Origin of the sequence: Cellulomonas fimi ATCC 484, assembly GCF_000212695.1 — a bacterium.
Classification (GTDB): domain Bacteria; phylum Actinomycetota; class Actinomycetes; order Actinomycetales; family Cellulomonadaceae; genus Cellulomonas; species Cellulomonas fimi.
The window spans coordinates 2,389,599-2,409,206 of the sequence record NC_015514.1; the positions used below are offsets into that span (position 1 = coordinate 2,389,599).

14 protein-coding genes are annotated in these 19,608 nt (G+C 75.2%); 6 read left to right on the forward strand and 8 right to left on the reverse strand.

The window, feature by feature from the left end:
- Positions 1–16: 16 nt before the first annotated feature.
- The gene (locus CELF_RS10895) at positions 17–2,761 is read right to left on the reverse strand and encodes a bifunctional acetate--CoA ligase family protein/GNAT family N-acetyltransferase (protein WP_013771310.1); all 2,745 of its coding nucleotides are present in this window, start codon (positions 2,759–2,761) and stop codon (positions 17–19) included.
- Between the two features lie 120 nt (positions 2,762–2,881).
- Between CELF_RS10895 and CELF_RS10900 the strand changes: the two genes are divergently transcribed.
- Entirely contained in the window at positions 2,882–5,356 is a 2,475-nt protein-coding gene (locus tag CELF_RS10900) for a DNA gyrase/topoisomerase IV subunit A (protein ID WP_013771311.1), read from the forward strand.
- 74 nt (positions 5,357–5,430) lie between these two features.
- Here CELF_RS10900 and CELF_RS10905 read toward each other — a convergent pair whose 3' ends face one another.
- The 3 genes from CELF_RS10905 to CELF_RS10915 form a co-directional block, all read right to left on the reverse strand.
- Positions 5,431–6,174 carry a lysoplasmalogenase gene (locus tag CELF_RS10905; protein WP_013771312.1) on the reverse strand — a complete coding sequence of 248 codons (744 nt, stop codon included), beginning with the start codon at positions 6,172–6,174 and terminating at the stop codon, positions 5,431–5,433.
- A 127-nt stretch (positions 6,175–6,301) separates the two neighbouring features.
- Positions 6,302–7,330, reverse strand: coding sequence for a GNAT family N-acetyltransferase (locus tag CELF_RS10910; RefSeq protein WP_013771313.1), 1,029 nt, complete (start codon positions 7,328–7,330; stop codon positions 6,302–6,304).
- Positions 7,331–7,471: 141 nt separating this feature from the next.
- Positions 7,472–9,610: a DNA gyrase/topoisomerase IV subunit B gene (locus tag CELF_RS10915; RefSeq protein WP_013771314.1), complete on the reverse strand. Its 2,139-nt coding sequence runs from the start codon at positions 9,608–9,610 to the stop codon at positions 7,472–7,474.
- 164 nt (positions 9,611–9,774) lie between these two features.
- Between CELF_RS10915 and CELF_RS10920 the strand changes: the two genes are divergently transcribed.
- Entirely contained in the window at positions 9,775–9,984 is a 210-nt protein-coding gene (locus CELF_RS10920; RefSeq protein WP_049791452.1) for a DUF7455 domain-containing protein, read from the forward strand.
- 306 nt (positions 9,985–10,290) lie between these two features.
- On the opposite strand, the gene CELF_RS10925 is transcribed toward CELF_RS10920, so the two are convergent.
- The 3 genes from CELF_RS10925 to CELF_RS10935 form a co-directional block, all read right to left on the reverse strand.
- On the reverse strand, positions 10,291–11,907 hold the full coding sequence (locus CELF_RS10925; RefSeq protein WP_013771316.1) for an RNA polymerase sigma factor: 1,617 nt from the start codon (positions 11,905–11,907) through the stop codon (positions 10,291–10,293).
- A 215-nt stretch (positions 11,908–12,122) separates the two neighbouring features.
- The gene (locus CELF_RS10930; RefSeq protein ID WP_013771317.1) at positions 12,123–12,521 is read right to left on the reverse strand and encodes a universal stress protein; all 399 of its coding nucleotides are present in this window, start codon (positions 12,519–12,521) and stop codon (positions 12,123–12,125) included.
- Between the two features lie 135 nt (positions 12,522–12,656).
- Positions 12,657–13,886 (reverse strand): DUF4192 domain-containing protein, encoded by a 1,230-nt coding sequence (locus CELF_RS10935; RefSeq protein ID WP_013771318.1) that lies wholly within the window; start codon positions 13,884–13,886, stop codon positions 12,657–12,659.
- Between the two features lie 156 nt (positions 13,887–14,042).
- On the opposite strand from CELF_RS10935, the gene CELF_RS10940 reads away from it, so the two are divergent.
- Both CELF_RS10940 and CELF_RS10945 read left to right on the forward strand, forming a co-directional pair.
- The gene (locus CELF_RS10940) at positions 14,043–14,567 is read left to right on the forward strand and encodes a hypothetical protein (protein ID WP_126297747.1); all 525 of its coding nucleotides are present in this window, start codon (positions 14,043–14,045) and stop codon (positions 14,565–14,567) included.
- A gap of 9 nt (positions 14,568–14,576) precedes the next feature.
- Positions 14,577–15,695, forward strand: a complete 1,119-nt coding sequence (locus CELF_RS10945; RefSeq protein ID WP_013771320.1) for a polyprenyl synthetase family protein — start codon at positions 14,577–14,579, stop codon at positions 15,693–15,695.
- 60 nt (positions 15,696–15,755) lie between these two features.
- Here CELF_RS10945 and CELF_RS10950 read toward each other — a convergent pair whose 3' ends face one another.
- A complete protein-coding gene (locus CELF_RS10950; RefSeq protein ID WP_013771321.1) occupies positions 15,756–16,169 on the reverse strand; it encodes an Rv2175c family DNA-binding protein in 414 nt (137 codons plus the stop codon).
- Between the two features lie 145 nt (positions 16,170–16,314).
- On the opposite strand from CELF_RS10950, the gene CELF_RS10955 reads away from it, so the two are divergent.
- Both CELF_RS10955 and pknB read left to right on the forward strand, forming a co-directional pair.
- Positions 16,315–17,484: a lytic transglycosylase gene (locus CELF_RS10955; protein WP_013771322.1), complete on the forward strand. Its 1,170-nt coding sequence runs from the start codon at positions 16,315–16,317 to the stop codon at positions 17,482–17,484.
- 50 nt (positions 17,485–17,534) lie between these two features.
- A complete protein-coding gene (gene pknB, locus CELF_RS10960) occupies positions 17,535–19,538 on the forward strand; it encodes a Stk1 family PASTA domain-containing Ser/Thr kinase (protein ID WP_013771323.1) in 2,004 nt (667 codons plus the stop codon).
- Positions 19,539–19,608 lie beyond the last annotated feature (70 nt).

The following is a 19,608-nucleotide window of genomic DNA, read 5'->3' on the forward strand; positions in this document are numbered from 1 at the left end:
CTGCGCCGCCCGAGGCTCACGTGCGCTGCAGGCGACGGGTCGCGTCGGCGCGGTTCGCGGTCGCCAGCGTCGCCCGAGCACCGAGGACCACCGCGCCGCGCTCGGACACCACGACCGGGTTGAGCTCGAGCGCCCGCAGCTCCGGCAGGTCGTCGGCGAGCACCGCGAGGCGCGCGATGACGTCCTCGAGCGCCGCGACGTCGAGCGCCGGCAGGCCCCGGTAGCCGAACAGGCGCGGCGCGGCCCGCGCGGAGCGGACGAGGTCCGCGACGTCGACGTCCGTCAGCGGCGGCACGCCGTAGGACACGTCGCCGAGCAGGTCCGACGCGTCGCCCGCGAGGCCGAAGCTGATGATCGGGCCGAACAGCGGGTCCTCGCTCGACCGGATCACGCAGGCCGACCCGTGCGGCGCCATCGCCTGGACCTCCAGCGGCTCGCCGTCGCCGCCGTGGTGCGCCGCCGCGAGCTCGAGGACCTGCGCGACGTCGGCCCGCAGCTCCGTCTCGTCGGCGACGTCCAGCCGCACGCCGCCCAGGTCGGCGCGGTGCCGCAGCGCGGGCACCGTCGTCTTGAGCGCGACGGGCCACCCGATCCGGTCCGCCACGGCGACCGCCTCGTCGGCGTCGTGCACGCGGTACGACGGGAGCACGTCGACCCCCACCGCCGCGAGCAGGGCGGCGGTGCGGCCCGGGTCCAGCTCGACGCCCGCGGCCCGGCCCTCCCCGTCGGCCTCCGCGAGCCACGCCGTCACCAGGCGGCGCGCCGCGCGCGTGTCGGCGCCCGACGGGTGCAGCGGCGTGCCCCGGTCCGCGGCGCGCCAGCGGGCGTAGCGGGCCGCGTGCCCGAGCGCGAGCGCGGCGTCCTCGGGCGTGCTGTACGCCGGCACGGTCCACGCGCGCCCCGCGTCGTCGTGCGCGGTGAGCTCCGGGGTGACGCCGTGCAGCCCCAGCACCGAGGCGACCGTCGTGCGGCCCGTGCGGGCCGCGGCGAGCGCGACCTCCCGCGGCAGCGTCTCCCCCACCGCGCCGAGCGTCGGGATGCGCACCACGACGACGACGTCCGTCTCCGGGTCGCCGTAGACCGCGTCCACGACCGCGCGGATCTCGTCGTCGGGCGCGTCCTCCGCCAGCAGCGCGACGTGACCGGACAGCACCAGGCCGCTCGCGGACGCCGCCTCCGCGACGAGCGCCGCGACGGACGCCGACGACGCGAGGATCGCCACGCGCCGGCCGGACGGCAGCGGCTGGTGCGCGAGCAGCTGCACGACGTCGAGCATCTGGTGGGTGTTGTCGACGCGGATCACGCCGGCCTGCCGCATGACCTCCGCGAGCGTGCGGGGCGGCGCGAGGGTCGGCCGGACCGCGTGGCCGGGCGGCACGACCTGACCGGAGCGCCCGGCGGTCACGACGACCACGGGCTTGACCGCCGCCAGGCGCCGCGCGACGCGGGAGAACTTGCGCGGGTTGCCGATCGACTCCAGGTACAGCCCGACGACGTCGGTGCCGTCGTCCTCGCCCCAGAACTGCATGAGGTCGTTGCCCGACACGTCGGCGCGGTGCCCTGCGGACACGAACTCCGCGAGCCCCAGCCCGCGGCGCTGCACGGCCCGCAGCAGCGCGACCGCGAGCGGCGCGGACTGGCAGAACAGGCCGACGCGACCGGGCGGCGGCGGGTCGGCGTCGAGCGTCGCGTTGAGCATCCCGTCGTCGAGGGACGCGAGCACGCCGAACGACGCCGGGCCGACGACCCGGATGCCTGCCGCGTGCGCGGTGCGCAGCAGGGCGCGCTGCCGCGCCAGCCCGTCCTCGCCGGTCTCCGCGAACCCGGTCGAGAGCAGCACCACGCCGCGCACACCGAGCGGGGCGAGCGCACGCACGACGTCCACGGCGCGCGCCGCGGGCACCGCGACGACCGCGAGCGGCACGGGCCCGGGCACCTGCGCGAGGCGCTCGTGCACGTCGACGCCCAGCGCGCGGTCGACGTCGACGTCGACCGCGTGCACCCGCACGCCGCCGCCCGCGACGAGGTTGGCCGTCACGCGTGCCGCCAGGCGCCCGTCGAGCGTGCCCGCCGCCTGCGGGCCCGGCCCGACGACCAGGACGTCGCGCGCCGCGAGCAGGTCCTGCACGGACCGCGCCTCCGCGCGGTGCTCGCGGTCCGCCATGACGGCCAGGGACCGGTCGGTCGGGTCGATGTCGAAGCCGACGCTGACGACGCCGTCCTCGGTCTGCTGCGTCACGGCGTACCCCGCCTCGCGGAACACCGCGATCATCCGGCCGTTCTGCGGCAGGACGTCCGCGACGAAGCGGCGGACGCCCCGCTCGCGCGCAGCCGCGGCGAGGTGCTCGAGCAGCACCGACCCGATGCCGCGGCCCTGGTGCGCGTCGGACACGTTGAACGCGACCTCCGCCTCCTCGGGCGCCTCGCCGACGAGCCGGTCGTAGCGCGCGACGCCGATGATGTGCTCGACGCCGTCCTGGTCGTCGGCGACCGCCACGAGCGCGACCCGGTCGACGTGGTCGACCGTGACCAGCCGGTGCAGCTCGCGCTCCGGGAGCCGCTCCATGTGCGCGAAGAAGCGCAGGTAGGTGGACCGCTCCGACTGCGCGACGTGGAACGCCTGGAGCGCGCCGGCGTCGGATGGGCGGATGGGGCGCACGTGCGTGGTCGACCCGTCGGCGAGGACGACGTCGGCCTCCCACGCGGCCGGGTAGCCGTGGGCCTCCCGGGCGGGTGCGCCGTCCTCGTCGACGTCTGCCATGCGGGCCAGGCTAGCGCCGTGCGCGCGGCCGCCGGGCTCGTCCGCGCGCCGCGGCCGTCGGGACCCGCGCGAGGGGCGACAATGGTCGGCGCACACCACCGGACCGAGGAGCACCAACGCATGGCGCGTCGCCCCGCGACCCCCGACCTACCCCCCGAGGACCTCGTCGAGAAGATCGTCGACATCGACGTCGCCTCCGAGATGGAGGGCTCGTTCCTCGAGTACGCGTACTCGGTGATCTACTCGCGCGCGCTGCCCGACGCACGCGACGGCCTCAAGCCCGTGCAGCGGCGCATCCTGTTCCAGATGGCCGACATGGGCCTGCGTCCGGACCGCCCGTACGTGAAGTCGGCGCGCGTCGTCGGCGAGGTCATGGGCAAGCTGCACCCCCACGGCGACGCGCCGATCTACGACGCGATGGTCCGGCTCGCGCAGTCGTTCGCGCTGCGGCTGCCGCTCGTCGACGGGCACGGCAACTTCGGCTCGCTGGACGACGGGCCCGCCGCCCCGCGGTACACCGAGGCCCGCCTTGCGCCGTCGGCGACCGCGATGACGACAGGCCTCGACGAGGACGTCGTCGACTTCGTCCCGAACTACGACAACAAGCTCACCCAGCCCGAGGTGCTGCCCGCCGCGATCCCGAACCTGCTGGTCAACGGCGCCGCGGGCATCGCGGTCGGCATGGCGACCAACATGGCGCCGCACAACCTCGTCGAGGTGGTCGCGGCCGCGCGGCACCTGGTGCTGCACCCGGAGGCGACGCTCGACGAGCTCATGCGGTTCGTGCCGGGCCCAGACCTGCCGACGGGCGGCAAGATCGTCGGCCTCGACGGCGTGCGCGACGCCTACCGGACGGGCCGCGGCGCGTTCAAGACGCGCGCGACCGCGGTCGTCGAGAACGTGACGCCGCGCCGCAAGGGCATCGTCATCACCGAGCTGCCGTACATGGTCGGCCCCGAGAAGGTCATCGAGAAGATCAAGGAGGGCGTGCAGAGCAAGAAGCTCTCGGGCATCTCCGACGCGGTCGACCTGACCGACCGCCAGCACGGCCTGCGCCTCGTCATCGAGGTCAAGACGGGCTTCCACCCGGAGGCCGTGCTCGAGCAGCTCTACCGGTACACGCCGCTCGAGGACTCGTTCTCGATCAACAACGTCGCGCTCGTCGACGGCCAGCCGCGCACCCTGGGCCTGCGCGAGCTGCTGCAGGTCTGGGTCGACCACCGCGTCGCCGTGGTGCGCCGCCGCTCGCAGCACCGCCTCACCAAGCGCCAGGAACGCCTGCACCTCGTCGAGGGCCTGCTGGTCGCGATCCTCGACATCGACGAGGTCATCCAGGTCATCCGCACGTCGGACGACGCGGAGAGCGCCCGCACGCGGCTGCAGACCGTGTTCGACCTGTCCGAGCTGCAGGCCGAGTACATCCTCGAGCTGCGCCTGCGCCGCCTGACCAAGTTCTCCCGCCTCGAGCTCGAGCGCGAGAAGGAGCAGCTGCTCGCCGAGATCGCGGAGCTCGAGGCGATCCTCGCCGACGACCGCCGCCTGCGGACCCTGGTGTCCGACGAGATGGCGGAGGTCGCCGCGACCTACGGCACGCCGCGCCGCACGATCCTGCTGGAGTCGGCGGGGGGCTCGTCGGTCACGGGTGCCCCGGCGGCGCGCGCGTCCGCGACGCCGCTCGAGATCGAGGACTCGCCGTGCTGGGCCTTGCTGTCCGGCACGGGCCTGCTCGCCCGGACCGCCGACGGGGACGCCCCGCGCCGGACGGCCGACGCGCGCCGGGCGAAGCACGACGTCCTCGCGTCGGCGGTCGCGACGACGGCACGCGCCGACATCGGTGCCGTCACCTCGCGCGGCCGCATGGTGCGCCTGTCGGTGCTGGACCTGCCCGCGCTGCCGCCCACGGACGGGCCCCCGTCGCTGTCCGGCGGCGTACCGCTCGGCGAGGTCGTCTCGCTGCAGCCCGGCGAGCGGGTCGTCGCGCTCGCGTCGCTGGCGGACGACGCGCCGACCCTCGCGCTGGCCACCGCGCAGGGCACCGTGAAGCGCGTCGCTCCCGGCGACGCACCGGGCAACAGGGACGAGTGGGTCGTCATCGCGCTGCGGGACGACGACAGCGTCGTCGGGGCCGTCGCGGTCGCGGACGACGACGAGCTCGTGCTCGTGAGCTCCGACTCCTCGCTGCTGCACTTCCCCGCGTCCGCCGTGCGCCCCCAGGGTCGCGCCGCGGGCGGCATGGCGGGGATCAAGCTCGCCGCCGGGCAGCGGGTCGTCGCCTTCGCGGCGGTGCGGCCCGACGCCGTCGCCGACGCGGTGGTCGTCACCGTCTCGGGGTCGTCGAGCGCGCTGCCCGGGACCCAGGCCGGCAACGCGAAGGTCAGCCCGTTCGAGACCTACCCCGGCAAGGGCCGCGCGACGGGCGGCGTCCGCTCGCACCGGTTCCTCAAGGGCGAGGACACCCTCCTGCTCGCCTGGGTCGGGGCCGGCCCCGCGTGGGCGGCGGGGTCGGGCGGGCAGCCGATCGACCTGCCGACGCCGGACCCGCGCCGCGACGGCTCGGGCACCCCGCTGGCCGCGCCGGTGCACACCGTCGGCTGACGGTCGGCTCACACGCCGGTCGCGGGCACGCGCCGCGTCGTGCGACGCGTGCCCGGCCCAGGCGCCGGCGCGGGTCAGACGACGAGCGCCACCACGTTGTCGGGCAGCGCGCCGGGCGACCGGACGACCGCCGGCGGCGGCGGCGACAGGCGCTCGTCGCGGTTGCGCCGGACGAGCGCCACCGCGAGCAGCGCCTGTGCGACGAGGTACGTCGTCATGACCGCGACGTCCTGCCCGGGCAGCTGCCAGGTGGGGACGAACGCCTCCAGCGCGATGAGCCCGTCGGACACGACGAAGACGACACCCGCCGCGCCGGCGAGCCGGCTGACCCCCGTCGCCAGGACGGCCATGGCGACGAGGACGCCCCCGTACACGGCGACGGGGACGAGCAGCGCACCCGCCGACGGTGCGCAGAGCCCGACGAGGACGACCAGCGCGACGCCGTACGGCACGAGCAGCGCGGGACGCCGGTGCACGACCGACCGGCGCACGTCGGGCGCGAAGGCGACGGCGTAGGCGACCTGGGCGAGCAGGAACCCGCCGACCATGAGCAGGAACGCGGTGTCGCCGTGCGACGTCGCGGGCAGCGTGTCCCCGAGCCACGAGCAGGCGAGCGCGACCAGCGCCCAGGTGACCCGCCGGCCCCGCGGCCACCGGGTCGAGGTGAGCAGCGCGGCGGCGAGCACCGGCATCGCGCACCACTGCGCGACGTCCGCCACGCGGTCTGCGCCCACGACCAGCGCGACCAGCAGGACGAGCGCGACGACGACGAACCCGCCCCACCACGCACGGGCTGGGGCGGACAACGACCGGTGCACGGCCACCTCCTCGGACCGGGTGCCGCGCGCCCGGGACGCTCGCCGGACCTCGTCGTCCGGCCGCGCCGATGCTAACCGCCGAGGGGCCGTCGGCGGGAGCCGCCCGCGGACGCCTCCCCCGTCCGTGTCAGAGGTCGATCGCGTACATCGTCGAGCTGTCGTACACCTCGTACCCCAGCTGCGTGTACAGGCGGTGCGCACCCGTCGGGTTGGCCGTGTCCACCCCGAGCTCCGCGAACTGCATGCCGTCCGCGCGGTACACGGCCATCGCGGCGGCGAGCAGCGCCGACGCGAGCCCCTGCCCGCGCCACTCGCGCACCACGCCGAGCAGCTCGGTGTACCCCGCGGTGTGGCCGACGACCTCCCAGTCCGCCTCGTACCGCCCGGACAGCAGGTACCCCACGACGCGGTCGTCGTCGTCGAGCGCCAGAAGGCTCCACGTCGGGGCGAACATGCTGCGCCCGTGCGTCCACTGCTGCGGCGTGCGGGGCTCGCTGCCCCAGTGGTCGGCGAAGGCGGCGTTGTGCGCGAGCCGGGCGCCCTCGTCGAGCTCGGCCGACCACGGGACGACCCGGACCCCCTGCGGCGCCGGGGCGTCGGGGAGCGGCGCGTCGAGCGGGCGGCGCATCTCGGCGTAGTACCGCGCGGGCCGCATGCCGGCGCGCGCCATGAGGCGCGCACCGTCGACCACCTGGTCCGCCAGGTACGTCGAGATGCGCGCCGGCAGCTCCTTGCCCGAGGCGGCGAGCACCTGCCGTGCCCGCGCGTGCGACCACGCGACGACCGCCCGGCCGATCCCCCGCCCGCGCCACTGCGGGTCGACACCGCCCTCGACCATCGCCCGCACGGTCCGCGTGTCGCCGGGGGGCTGGTCGATCTCGACCCACGCGCGCGGGACGCCCTGCGGGTCGAGCCCGACGAGCGAGTTGTGCGCGAGGTCCTTCCAGTCGGCGTCGAGGCGTTCCTCGACCTCGTCCAGAACGGTCCGGTACGGCACCGCGTCCGCCGTCTCGGTCCGGCTCAGGAGCTCGGCGAGCGCGGGTGCGTCGGACCGGGTGAGCGGTCGCCACGCCAGACCGAGGGCGGGGTCGGGCAGCGGGGCGTGGGCCGGAGCGGCGGCGCGCACGGCGATGGGGAGCAGGTCGGTGGCGGTCACCGGCCCACCCTCACCGCCCACCGGCCGGCGCGGCAAGCCGATTCCGGCGTCGGCGTGCCGCGGCGACGGGCCGGCCGCGGCACGCGTCTCCGCTCGGTGCCACGGGAGCACCTGCGGAGCGGCCGAGCCTGTCGGCCCGACTCAGGCGTCGATGCGGGACCGGTCGAGCGCCTGCGCGCCCGCGACGATGAAGTCCTTGCGCGGCGCGACGTCCGAGCCCATGAGCAGCTCGAAGATCTGCTCCGCCCGCGCGGCCGCCTCGACCGTGACGCGGCGCAGGGTGCGGTGCCGCGGGTCCATCGTCGTCTCCGCGAGCTGGTCGGCATCCATCTCGCCGAGGCCCTTGTACCGCTGGATGTCGTCCTTGTACCGCTTGCCGGAGCGGTCGAGCCGCTTGAGCGTCGCCGCGAGCTCCGCCTCGGAGTACGTGTAGATGTACCGGTCGTCGGGGCCGCCCTTGCGGCTGCCGCCGAGCAGCTCGATGCGGTGCAGGGGTGGGACGGCCGCGTACACCCGGCCGGCCTCGACGAGCGGGCGCATGTACCGGAAGAACAGCGTCAGCAGCAGGGTCCGGATGTGGGCGCCGTCGACGTCGGCGTCCGTCATCATGACGATCTTGCCGTAGCGGGCGGCCTCGAGCTCGAACGTGCGCCCCGACCCCGCACCGATGACCTGGATGATCGACGCGCACTCGACGTTCTTCAGCATGTCCGTGACGGATGCCTTCTGGACGTTGAGGATCTTGCCGCGGATCGGCAGCAGCGCCTGGAAGTCCGAGCTCCGCGCGAGCTTCGCGGTGCCGAGCGCACTGTCCCCCTCGACGATGAACAGCTCGCTGCGGTCGACGTCGTCGATCCGGCAGTCCGCGAGCTTGGCGGGCAGCGAGGACGACTCGAGCGCGTTCTTGCGGCGCGAGATCTCCTTCTGCTTGCGCGCCGACAGCCGCGCCCGCATCTCGCCCACGACCTTGTCGAGCAGCAGCGCCGCGTGCGCCTTGTGCTCCCGCTTCGTCGACGTGAAGATCCCGCCCAGCTCGGTGTCGAGCACCTTGGCGACGATCGCCCGGACCGGCGCCGTACCGAGGACCTCCTTGGTCTGGCCCTCGAACTGCGGCTCGGCGAGGCGGACGGTGACGACCGCGGTCAGGCCCGCGAGCACGTCCTCCTTCTCGATCCGCTCCGTCGCCGCGTCCTTGGCGCTGATCTTGAGCCTTCGTGCGTTCGCCTCGACGGCCTTGCGCACCGTGCGCAGCAGGCCCGTCTCGAACCCGGCGAGGTGGGTGCCGCCCTTGGGCGTCGCGATGATGTTGACGAAGCTGCGCACCTCGGTCTCGTACCCGGTGCCCCAGCGGAGCGCGACGTCGACCTCGCAGGTCCGGGCGACCTCCTGCGGCGTCATGTGCCCGCGGTCGTCGAGCACGGGCACCGTCTCGGTGAACGTGCCCGTGCCCGTCAGGTGCCAGGTGTCGGTCACCGCCGGGTCGGGCGAGAGGTGGTCGACGAAGTCGACGACGCCGCCGCTGTGGTGGAACGTCTCCTCGTGCGGACCGTCGGCGCCCGGGGTGCCCGGGATCCCGCGCTCGTCGCGCACGGTGAGCGTCAGCCCGGGCACCAGGAAGCTCGTCTGACGGGCGCGCGTGACCAGCTCGTCGTAGGAGAACACCGCCGTCTTGGGGAAGATCTGCCGGTCCGCCCAGTACCGCACGCGCGTGCCGGTGCGCCCGCGGGCGACCTTGCCGACGACCGCGAGCTCGGAGCCCGACACGAACGGCTCGAACGGCGCCTCCGGGCTCACGCCGCCCGCGTCGTCGAACACGCCCGGCTCGCCGCGGTGGAAGGTCATGCGGTGCGTGCGGCCGTTGCGGTCGACCTCGACGTCCAGCCGCGACGACAGCGCGTTGACGACGGAGGCGCCGACGCCGTGCAGACCGCCCGACGCGCCGTAGGAGCCGCCGCCGAACTTGCCGCCGGCGTGCAGCTTGGTGAACACGACCTCGACGCCCGTCAGGCCCGTCTTGGGCTCGACGTCGACCGGGATGCCGCGCCCGTTGTCGCGCACCTCGACCGAGGTGTCGGCGTGCAGCACGATGTCGATGCGGTCGCCGTGGCCCGCGAGCGCCTCGTCGACGGAGTTGTCGATGATCTCCCAGAGGCAGTGCATGAGGCCACGGCTGTCCGTGGTCCCGATGTACATGCCCGGGCGCTTGCGGACGGCCTCGAGCCCCTCCAGCACGGACAGGTGCCGGGCGGTGTACCCGGACTGCGGGGAAGTCGTCGTCACGCCGAGGATCGTATCCGGGGCGCCTGACAGGTCTGCGGCACCACGCAGGACGCGCCCCTGGCGGCGCCCCCGGCGGGCGGTATCGGTACGCCGGGAGCGAACCACCCGCTCCCGGTGGGAAGGATCCGGGGCGGGGATGGTTGTATGGAGACGTGACAGGGACCATGACCGAGCCGTTGACCGCAGCCGACCGTTGCGACCGATGCGGCGCGCAGGCCTACGTCCGCGTGGTGCTTCCCGTGGGCGAGCTGCTCTTCTGCGCGCACCACGCCCGGGAGCACGCACCGAAGTTCTCGGACGTCGCCACGCACGTCCACGACGAGACGGACCGCCTCCTCGCCGAGCACGGCGCCGGGACCGGTGCCGCTCGCTGAGCCGCCGTCCCACCGACTGACCCGACGGGGCCCGGACCATCACGGTCCGGGCCCCGTCGGCGTCCGTCGTACGTGCGCGGGTGCCGACCATGCGCGGGTGCCGACGGCGTCCGTGGCACGTGCGCGGGTGCGGGCGCTGCGTCGTGGCCCGGGCGGCGTCGCGATCCTCGGCCGGCCGGCGGCGTCGCGGCCCCCGGCAGCACCGGCCCCCGGCCCCCGGCCGCGCGCTCCCGGAGACGACGGAGCCCCGCCGGCGCTGCGAGCGCGGGCGGGGCTCCGTCGTGGGCGACTCCGTGCGTGGGCGACTCAGTCGAGGTAGTCGCGCAGCACCTGCGAGCGGGACGGGTGCCGCAGCTTCGACATCGTCTTGGACTCGATCTGCCGGATGCGCTCGCGCGTCACGCCGTAGACCTTGCCGATCTCGTCGAGCGTCTTCGGCTGACCGTCGGTGAGACCGAAGCGCATCGAGACGACGCCCGCCTCCCGCTCGGACAGCGTGTCGAGGACCTGGTGCAGCTGCTCCTGCAGGAGCGTGAAGCTCACCGCGTCGGCGGGCACGACGGCCTCGGAGTCCTCGATGAGGTCGCCGAACTCGCTGTCGCCGTCCTCACCGAGCGGCGTGTGCAGCGAGATGGGCTCGCGGCCGTACTTCTGGACCTCGACGACCTTCTCGGGGGTCATGTCGAGCTCCTTGGCGAGCTCCTCCGGCGTGGGCTCACGGCCCAGGTCCTGGAGCATCTGCCGCTGGACGCGGGCGAGCTTGTTGATGACCTCGACCATGTGCACCGGGATGCGGATGGTGCGGGCCTGGTCGGCCATCGCGCGCGTGATCGCCTGGCGGATCCACCAGGTGGCGTACGTCGAGAACTTGTAGCCCTTGGTGTAGTCGAACTTCTCGACCGCACGGATCAGGCCGAGGTTGCCCTCCTGGATCAGGTCGAGGAACAGCATCCCGCGGCCCGTGTAGCGCTTGGCGAGCGACACGACCAGCCGGAGGTTCGCCTCGAGCAGGTGGTTCTTCGCGCGCCGGCCGTCACCGGCGATCCACTCGAGCTCACGACGCAGCTTGGGCTCCATCGCGACGCCCGCGTTGAGCCGCTCCTCGGCGAACAGGCCGGCCTCGATCCGCTTGGCGAGCTCGACCTCCTGCTCGGCGTTGAGGAGCGCGACCTTGCCGATCTGCTTGAGGTAGTCCTTGACGGGGTCGGCGGTGGCGCCGGCCGTGACGACCTGCTGCGCGGGTGCGTCGTCGTCGTCCGCGTCGGAGTAGACGAAGCCGCCGGAGTCCTCGGACTCCTCCTCCGCCTTCGCGGCGGGAGCGGCCTCGGTGGTCTCCTCGTCGCCGTCCTCGGACTCCTCGGGGGTCTCGGCCGTGGCCTCGACCTCGACGTCCTCGATGGCGTCGGCCTCGTCGATCTCGACGTCCTCGATGTCGACGTCCTCGATGTCCTCGTCGCCGCCGTCCTCGTCCTTGGCGGTCGCCTTCGACGCCTTGGCGGGCGCGGCCTTCGCGGCGGCCTTCGGCGCAGCCTTGGTCGCGGTGGCCTTGGTGCCCGCCGCGGCCTTCGCCGCCGGCTTGGCGGCCGCACGCGCGGACGTCGTCTTCTTCGCGGCGGGAGCGTCGCCATCGGCCTCGTCGCGGGCGACGACGGCCTTGGCGGAGGTGCGCGGCTTGGCACTCGTCGCGGCGACGGCCCGGGTGGGCGCGGCGACGGCCGGCTCACGCACGCCGATGCCGGCGGTCGCGAGCCCGCGGACGACGGCCCGCAGACGCTTGGCGTCCTGCACGTCCGCCTGCTCGCAGGCCGAACGCAGCTCCTCGGCACCGACGGTGCCATGTGTCCGCCCACGCAGGACGAGGTCCTGGAGGGCGGGGTGCTCGAACTCGCGCGGAAGCGCGGGGTGCGGAGTCTGGGACGACACGAACGACCTTTCGGCAGCAAGACACCCGGAGCGAGCCGGGAGGTAGACCCATATTGTACCGGCGGACACCGACGAGAGCGGTGCCCGCGCGGGTGTGGCGCCGTCGTGGGCGCGTGCACGGGGGGCTGACACGTACCCAACGCGCGAGAGGGGTCGAGGATTCCCGCCGGGGCGGCGGTCTGCGCGGTCCGGGTGCGGGCGTCCCGCGAGGCCGGTCAGAGCGCGGCGGGCTTCACCGTCAGGACGGGGCACGGCGCGTCGAACAGCACGCGCTGCGCGTTGGCGCCGAGGATGAGCTTGCCGACCGGGCTGCGCCGCCGCAGACCGATGACCACGAGCTGAGCGCCCGTCTCCTCCGCGGTCCCGATGAGGTCCTCGGCGACGTCGCCGCCCTCGAGCAGCCGCACCTCGTGCGAGATGCCCTCGGCCGCGAGGTCAGACTCCACCTGGGCGAGCGCGTCACGCGTCGCGGCACGCTCCTGCTCCGCCTCGTCGGGGCGCGCGCTGACGACCACGACGACCCGGGTGTCGTGGCGTCGCGCCTCCTCGAGCGCGGCGTCCAGCGCCGCCCGACCCTCGGGGGTCGCCAGGTACCCGACCACGATGCCGCCCATGGGGCCCCTCCCTCGTCCGCAGCGGTCCCGCCGTCGTGATCCGCCGTGGCGGTGACGCTACCCGAGGTCCGGCCCGCGTACGAGGTCACGCGTCGCCCACCTGCCGTTTCGCCGGTGCGCGGGGCACACGCGCCCTCACCCCGCACGACGGAGCCAGCCCGGCGCGACCGCTGCCGCGAGCAGGGCGTGCACGAGGAGGGCGAGCGTGTGCTGCGGCTCGTCCTCGAGGGCGCGGTCGAGCAGCACCGCGGCACGGGCACCGTCGCCGCGCCACCAGGCCAGCACGGCGAGCAGCGTCAGGGCGGGCGCCTGGTGACCGGTGCGTCCGTGCGCGACGACCTGCTCGAGCGCACGCTCCCCTGCGCACGGCGACGGCGGCGGGGGCGTCGAGCGCGCGGGGTCGACGATCGCGGCGACGGCGGCACCCACCTCGGCGTGCACGGCGGGCGCGAGCGGCTCGACCTGCACGCTGCGCTCGGGGAGGTCGTCGTCGCCCCCGACGAACGAGACGAGCACCGCGTCGCGCACGCGGCGGTCGCGCAGCCCGGCCTCCAGGTGCCCCCAGGGCGCGGCGACGACCGCGCCGGCACCGCCCCGTCCGGCCGCACGCGCGTTCTCGCCGCCCACGGGGGCGGGCACGTCGGCGTCCCCGTCGCGACCGTCGGTCGCGCCCTCACGGGCGATCACGGCCTCCTGGGTCGCGACCGCGCGCCGCCAGGCGGACACGCAGCCCGCGCGCCAGCGCGCGACGTCCTCGGGCCCGGCCGCGAGCGCCTCGGCGTGCCTGCCCTCCCACCGACGCCGTGACCGGGCCGTGCCGCGGCGCCGCTCGGCGTCCGCCGGGGGGATCCGGGCGAGCGCGTCGCGCGACTCGGCCACCGCGGAGCCGGCCAGGACGAGGCGCGCGCCCGTCTGCGTGGCGTCGAGCTCGCGCAGGGGACGCCCACCCGGCGGGCAGCAGTCCTGCGCGCAGTCCAGGGCGAGGTAGCCCGTCGCGCAGACGACCCACACGTGCACCTCGCCCAGGGCGACGGCGGCGGCCTCACGGAAGACGTCGACCGCCCGGTGCACGGCCGCACCTGCGGCCGCCGGGCCCAGCCGCGGGTCGTGGTCCGTGTAGACGACGAGCAGCGCGCGCCGCGCCCCGTCGTCGTCGAGGAGGGCGACCAGCGCACGCGCCCGCGCACCGCCCTCGACGGGGTCGGCGAGGGCGTCCACGTCCGCGCGCACGACGAGGCCGACCGTGCCGCGGGGCGGACGCAGCGAGACGGCCACGACGCTCTCCCGGGGCCGGAACCCGAGCCGGTGCGGGACGAGGGCGAGCAGCTCGCGCGGTTCGCTGACGCGCAGGGTGGTGGTGTCCATGCGAGGACCCCACCGCACGGAGCGCCCCGCCCGGCGGGCCGCACCCGAGGGCTGTGCGCGCCGCACGCGCCGGGCGGGGATGTGGACGGCTCGGCGTCGCCGCCCCCGCTGCGCGTGCCCCCTCCCGCCCCGGGGCGCCCCGACTACCCTGGCCCGGTGCCCCGCCCGTCGACGTCCGCCCTGCTGCTCGCCCTCGCCGTGACCGGCGCCGCGACCGCCTGCTCGACGAGCGCACCCGCGACGCTCGACCCGACCGACGCCGCCACCGCGTCGGTGTCGGCCCAGCCGTCCCCGACCGAGTCCCTGCTGCCGGAGCAGGAGGTCACGGGCTCGGCGGTCGGCGCGCTCGCCGACGGCTTCCCGACCGACCTCGTGCCGCTGCCCGCGGGCGCCGAGGTGCTCGTCTCGTCCGCGCGCCCCGTCGAGGGCACCGACCTGCTTGAGATCAGCCTCAACCTGCGCACGGCCCAGGACGCCGCCGGCCTCCTGGAGGCGGTGCGCGCGCCGCTGCTCGCGGCGGGCTTCGCCGAGGCCGCCCCACCGGCCCCCGAGGCGGGCCTCGCCGCGCAGACGACGTTCTCGCGCGGTGACGGCAGCGAGCTGCTCGTCGTCGGCGTGCTGGACCGCGACGAGGTGCGCACGCTCACCCTCGGCGGTCGGGTCCGCCCGGCGACCGCCTAGGCTGCGGACATGACCGCCGAGCCCGCTCTCGTCGACCTCGAGGACGTCCGGACCCAGGTCGACGCGGTGCTCGCCGACCACGTCGAGCGGCTCCGCAGGGAGCTCGAGCCCACCGGCGACGACACCCTCCCCCTCGTCGACGCGGTCGCACGGATGCTGTCGGGCGGCAAGCGGCTGCGCGCGGCGTTCTGCTGGTGGTCGTGGCGTGCGCACGGGGGCGTGCCCGGCACGCCCGAGGCCGGGACGGTCGTGCGCGTCGGCGCCGCGCTCGAGCTGTTCCAGGCCGCGGCGCTGTTCCACGACGACGTCATGGACGAGTCCGACACGCGACGCGGCATGCCGTCGGCGCACCGCGCGTTCGAGGCCATGCACGTCGAGCGCGGGCTCTCCGGCGACGTGCGCCAGTTCGGCATGTCCGCCGCGATCCTCCTCGGCGACCTCGCGCTGGTCGCGAGCGAGCAGGAGTTCGCGTCCGCGCTCGCCGACGCCCCCACGTCACGGGCACGACGGTCCCGCGCGGTCTACGACCTCATGCGCACCGAGGTCACGGTCGGGCAGTACCTCGACGTGCTCGCCCAGTCGCTGCCGTGGGGCGACGACCCGGACGCGGACGAGAGCCGTGCCCGTGCGGTGATCCGCGCGAAGTCCGCCCGCTACAGCGTCGAGCACCCGCTGACCCTGGGCGCGGCGCTCGCGGACGCCGACGACGAGAGCCTCGCCGCGTGCCGGCAGGTCGGGCTCCCGCTCGGCGAGGCGTTCCAGCTGCGCGACGACCTGCTGGGCGTGTTCGGCGACCCGGGCGCGACCGGCAAGCCTGCCGGCGACGACCTGCGCGAGGGCAAGCGGACGGTCCTCGTCGCGCGCACGCTGCGCCGGGCGCGCGCCGCGGGCGACGACGCCACGGTGCGGCTCCTGCGCGAGAACCTGGGTGACCGCGGCATGAGCGCGGGCACGATCGACCGCCTCGCCGGGGCGATCGCGTCGTCCGGGGCCGTCGAGGACGTCGAGCAGACCATCGCGGAGCTGTCCGACCGCGCGTTCACCCGCATGGCCGAGCTCGACTGGCAGGAGCCCGCCGCCGGGCGGCTGGCGCAGCTCGCGCACGCGGCGGTCGACCGCCGGGCCTGACGGCGTCGGGCCGGGACGCGACGTCGCGAGAGCGGCCCGTCCAGCCGTCGACGCCGCTGCTCAGAGCTCGGCCTGGGCCCGGCGGCGCACCTCGGTCTTGCGGCCCTCGCGCAGCGCGTCCACCGGCGCACCGGGCAGCGAGTCGTCGGGCGTGAAGAGCCAGGCGATCGCCTCGGCGTCGGAGAAGCCGGCGTCCGCGAGCACGGTGAGCGTGCCGTGCAGCGACGCGAGCACGGTCGACGTGCCGTCCTCACGCGGGGTCGTCGCCTGCGACGGCTCGGCGAGGTGCGCGGGGACGAGGAAGCGGGCGGGCACCGACAGGACGGGCGGCTCGCCGCGCCGCACGCCGACGAGACGGCGCTCCTGCAGCAGGCGGCGGACCTTGCCGGCGTCGAGGCCGATCCGTTCGGCCACGTCGGGCACGGTCAGCCACTCGTCGACGAGGCGGTCCAGGGCGGTCGTGGAGTCGTTCACCCGTCAAGCGTACGCATCCCGGAATGACAGGCGTGCAATTCGCCCACGCGCTTTCCCTCACCGATTACCTGGGCTACGTTCGCATTCAGTCACTTCTTTCACACCAGCACCACGGGTCACTCCCGACCCGACCGAGGGGACCGCCATGACGACGCTCGCCACCTCCCGCTCCGACGGGCTGCGCCGCGCCGCGACCGGCACCGGCGCCACGCTCGCCCTGGCCGCCGTCGCCGTGACCGCCACCGGGACGGCGGCGCACGCCGACGAGCAGTACACGGTGCGCGAGGGCGACACGGTCAGCCACATCGCCGCCCGCCACGGCACCACGGTGGGTGCGGTGTCGCAGGCCAACGCGCTGCGCGACGCGTCCCGCATCCGGATCGGCCAGGTGCTGACCATCCCCTCCGGCTCGACCGGCGTGCGCGTCGCGCCCGCCGCGACGCCCGCTCCCGCCGCTCCGGCGACGACGTACACCGTGCGCTCGGGCGACACGGTCAGCCGCATCGCGTCGCGCAGCGGCACCACCGTGGCGGCGATCGTCGCCGCCAACGGCCTGGACGCGCGCGCCTTCATCCGCGCCGGCCAGACCCTCACGATCCCCGGCGCAGGCGGCGTCGCCGCACCGGCACCGGCGGCCGCGGCTGCCACCACGACCGCCGCGACCCACACAGTGGTCAGCGGTGACACGGTGTCCGCGATCGCGACGCGGTACGGCACGACCGTCGCGGCCGTCGTCGCCGCGAACGGGCTCGACGCCCGGGCGCGCATCCGCGCCGGCCAGACCCTCACGATCCCGGGTGCGGCCGCCGTCGCGGCGCCGACGAGCACCGGGGTCGGCAACACCTTCGCCGGGCGCACCTACCCGGACACGGTCGTCGCCGCCGCGAACGCCAACCTCGCGACGCTGCGCGGCTCCGCGGTGCCGTCCAAGGCGGAGATGCAGGCCAAGATCGTCGCGACCGCGCGGTCGTTCGGCGTCGACCCCGCGCTCGCGCTCGCCGTCGCCTACCAGGAGTCCGGCTTCAACCACGCCGTCGTGTCCCCCGCCAACGCGATCGGCACCATGCAGGTCATCCCGTCCTCGGGCGCGTGGGCCTCCGACCTCGTCGGCCGCAAGCTCGACCTGCTCAACCCCGACGACAACGTCACCGCGGGGGTCGCGATCCTGCGCTCGCTCGTGCGCAACGCGCCCGACCTGCCCACGGCGATCGCGGGCTACTACCAGGGCGCGGCGTCGGTGAAGCGCAACGGCATGTACACCGACACCCAGCGGTACGTCGCCAACGTCCAGTCCCACATGACGCGCTTCCGCTGACCAGCGCGGGGTGCGACGATCCGGGCACGCCCGACCGTAGACTCCTGCGCGTGGGAGCCACCGTCACCGATCCGCTCGTGGGCCGCCTGGTCGACGGGCGGTACGAGGTCGTGTCCCGCATCGCCCGCGGGGGGATGGCGACCGTCTACCTGGCGGTCGACCGCCGGCTGGACCGGGACGTCGCCCTCAAGGTGATGCACCCGCACCTGGCGGAGGGGACGTCCGGGTCCGACTTCGTCGCGCGGTTCCGCCGTGAGGCGCGCACGGCCGCGCGGCTCACGCACCCGGGCCTAGTCGGGGTCTTCGACCAGGGCCTCGACGGCGAGACGAGCTACCTGACGATGGAGTACGTCGACGGTTCGAACCTGCGCCGTCGCATCGCCGAACGCGGCGCGCTGAGCGTCGGCGAGGCGCTCCACGTGACCGCGTGCGTGCTCGACGCGCTCGCCGCCGCGCACCGCGTCGGGCTCGTGCACCGGGACATCAAGCCGGAGAACGTGCTGCTGGCCTCCGACGAGCGCGTCAAGCTCGCGGACTTCGGCCTCGCCCGGGCGGTCACGGAGGTCACCTCGACCACGACCGGCACCGTGCTCGGGACGGTCGCCTACCTCGCGCCGGAGCTCGTCGTGCGCGGCGCGAGCGACGCCCGGACCGACGTGTACGCGTGCGGGATCCTGCTGTACGAGATGCTCGTGGGCGCCCAGCCCTTCACCGGCGAGACACCGATCCAGGTCGCCTTCCAGCACGTCAACAACGACGTGCCGCCGCCGTCGGACGCCGTCCCGTGGCTCCCTGCCGAGGTCGACGAGCTCGTGCTCGCGCTCGCGTCGCGGTCCCCGGACGACCGGCCCGTGGACGCCGCGGCAGCCCTGGCCCTCGTCCGGCGCACGCGCGCCGCGCTCGACGAGGCGACGCTCGCCCGGCACGCGGACGTCGCACCGTCGATCGCCCTGCCCGCCGCGACCGACCCCGACGAGACGGACCTCGAGGACACGGCCGACGAGGCCGACGCGGGCCAGGCCACGACGCGGCTGGCGACCGTGCCGCCGGGGTCGACCGTCGCCCTGCCGATCGGTCTCGGCGGGTCCGTCCCGTCCGTCCCCGTGCCCGTCGTGCACGAGCCGGAACGCCCTCGGCGCCGCCGCGGCCGGGTGCTCGCGCTGGTCCTCGCGCTCGTCCTCGCGCTCGCAGGCGCGGGCACGTGGTGGTACCTGCAGGTCGGGCCCGGTGCCTGGACCACGGTGCCCACCGTCACGGCGCTCACCGAGGACCAGGCGCGCGAGGTGCTCGACGACGCCGGCCTGAGGGCCACCGCCGTGCAGGCGTTCGACGCGACCGCTCCGGCCGGCACGGTCGTCGCGGCGGAGCCGGCCGTCGGCGAGCCCGTGCGCAAGGACGGAAGCGTCGAGCTCACGGTCTCCAAGGGACCGGACTACGTCAACGTCCCGCAGGGCGTCGTCGGCAAGCTGCAGGCGGAGGCGGAGGCGGCGCTCGTCGCGGCGGGCCTCACGGCCTCCTACCCGCCGGCCGAGTACCACGACACCGTGCCGAACGGCGTCGTCATCAGCGCGACCCTGCCCGACGGCTCCCCCGCCGACCCCGGCGCCCGGACCGTCCGCGACACCGCAGTGGCGCTGGTCGTGTCCAAGGGCCCCGCGCCCGTGACGGTCGTCTCCGTCGTCAACGAGACGCTCGACTCGGCCACCGCGACGCTCGACGGGCTGGGTCTCAAGGTCGCGACCGCCGAGGCGTTCAGCGACACCGTCGAAGCCGGTCACGTCATCTCGCAGGACCCGGCGGACAAGACGGAGCTGCACCGCGGCGACACCGTCACGCTCACGATCTCGAAGGGCCCGGAGCTGTTGCCCGTGCCCAACGTGTACGGCACCAACGTGAAGGACGCGACGAAGACCCTCCAGGACGCGGGGTTCGTGGTTAAGGTCGCGCATCCGCAGGGGATCTCACCGTTGAACATGGTCTACTCGCAGAACCCAGAAGGCGGGGACGGCAAGTCCGCACCTAAGGGGAGCACCGTCACGATCAACGTGTTCTAAGTTTCGCCCGGGCCGCGACCGAGGCCCCGGCCGGATGCGGTCCGGCCGGGGCCTCGGTCGTGCGACGTGC

Excerpts from the sequence above, each read along its gene's own strand:
- CELF_RS10895 (WP_013771310.1), bottom strand. The coding sequence starts at position 2,761 with ATGGCAGACGTCGACGAGGACGGCGCACCCGCCCGGGAGGCCCACGGC.
- CELF_RS10900 (WP_013771311.1), top strand. The coding sequence starts at position 2,882 with ATGGCGCGTCGCCCCGCGACCCCCGACCTACCCCCCGAGGACCTCGTC.
- CELF_RS10920 (WP_049791452.1), top strand. The coding sequence starts at position 9,775 with ATGACCGAGCCGTTGACCGCAGCCGACCGTTGCGACCGATGCGGCGCG.
- CELF_RS10930 (WP_013771317.1), bottom strand. The coding sequence starts at position 12,521 with ATGGGCGGCATCGTGGTCGGGTACCTGGCGACCCCCGAGGGTCGGGCG.
- CELF_RS10935 (WP_013771318.1), bottom strand. The coding sequence starts at position 13,886 with ATGGACACCACCACCCTGCGCGTCAGCGAACCGCGCGAGCTGCTCGCC.
- CELF_RS10945 (WP_013771320.1), top strand. The coding sequence starts at position 14,577 with ATGACCGCCGAGCCCGCTCTCGTCGACCTCGAGGACGTCCGGACCCAG.
- CELF_RS10955 (WP_013771322.1), top strand. The coding sequence starts at position 16,315 with ATGACGACGCTCGCCACCTCCCGCTCCGACGGGCTGCGCCGCGCCGCG.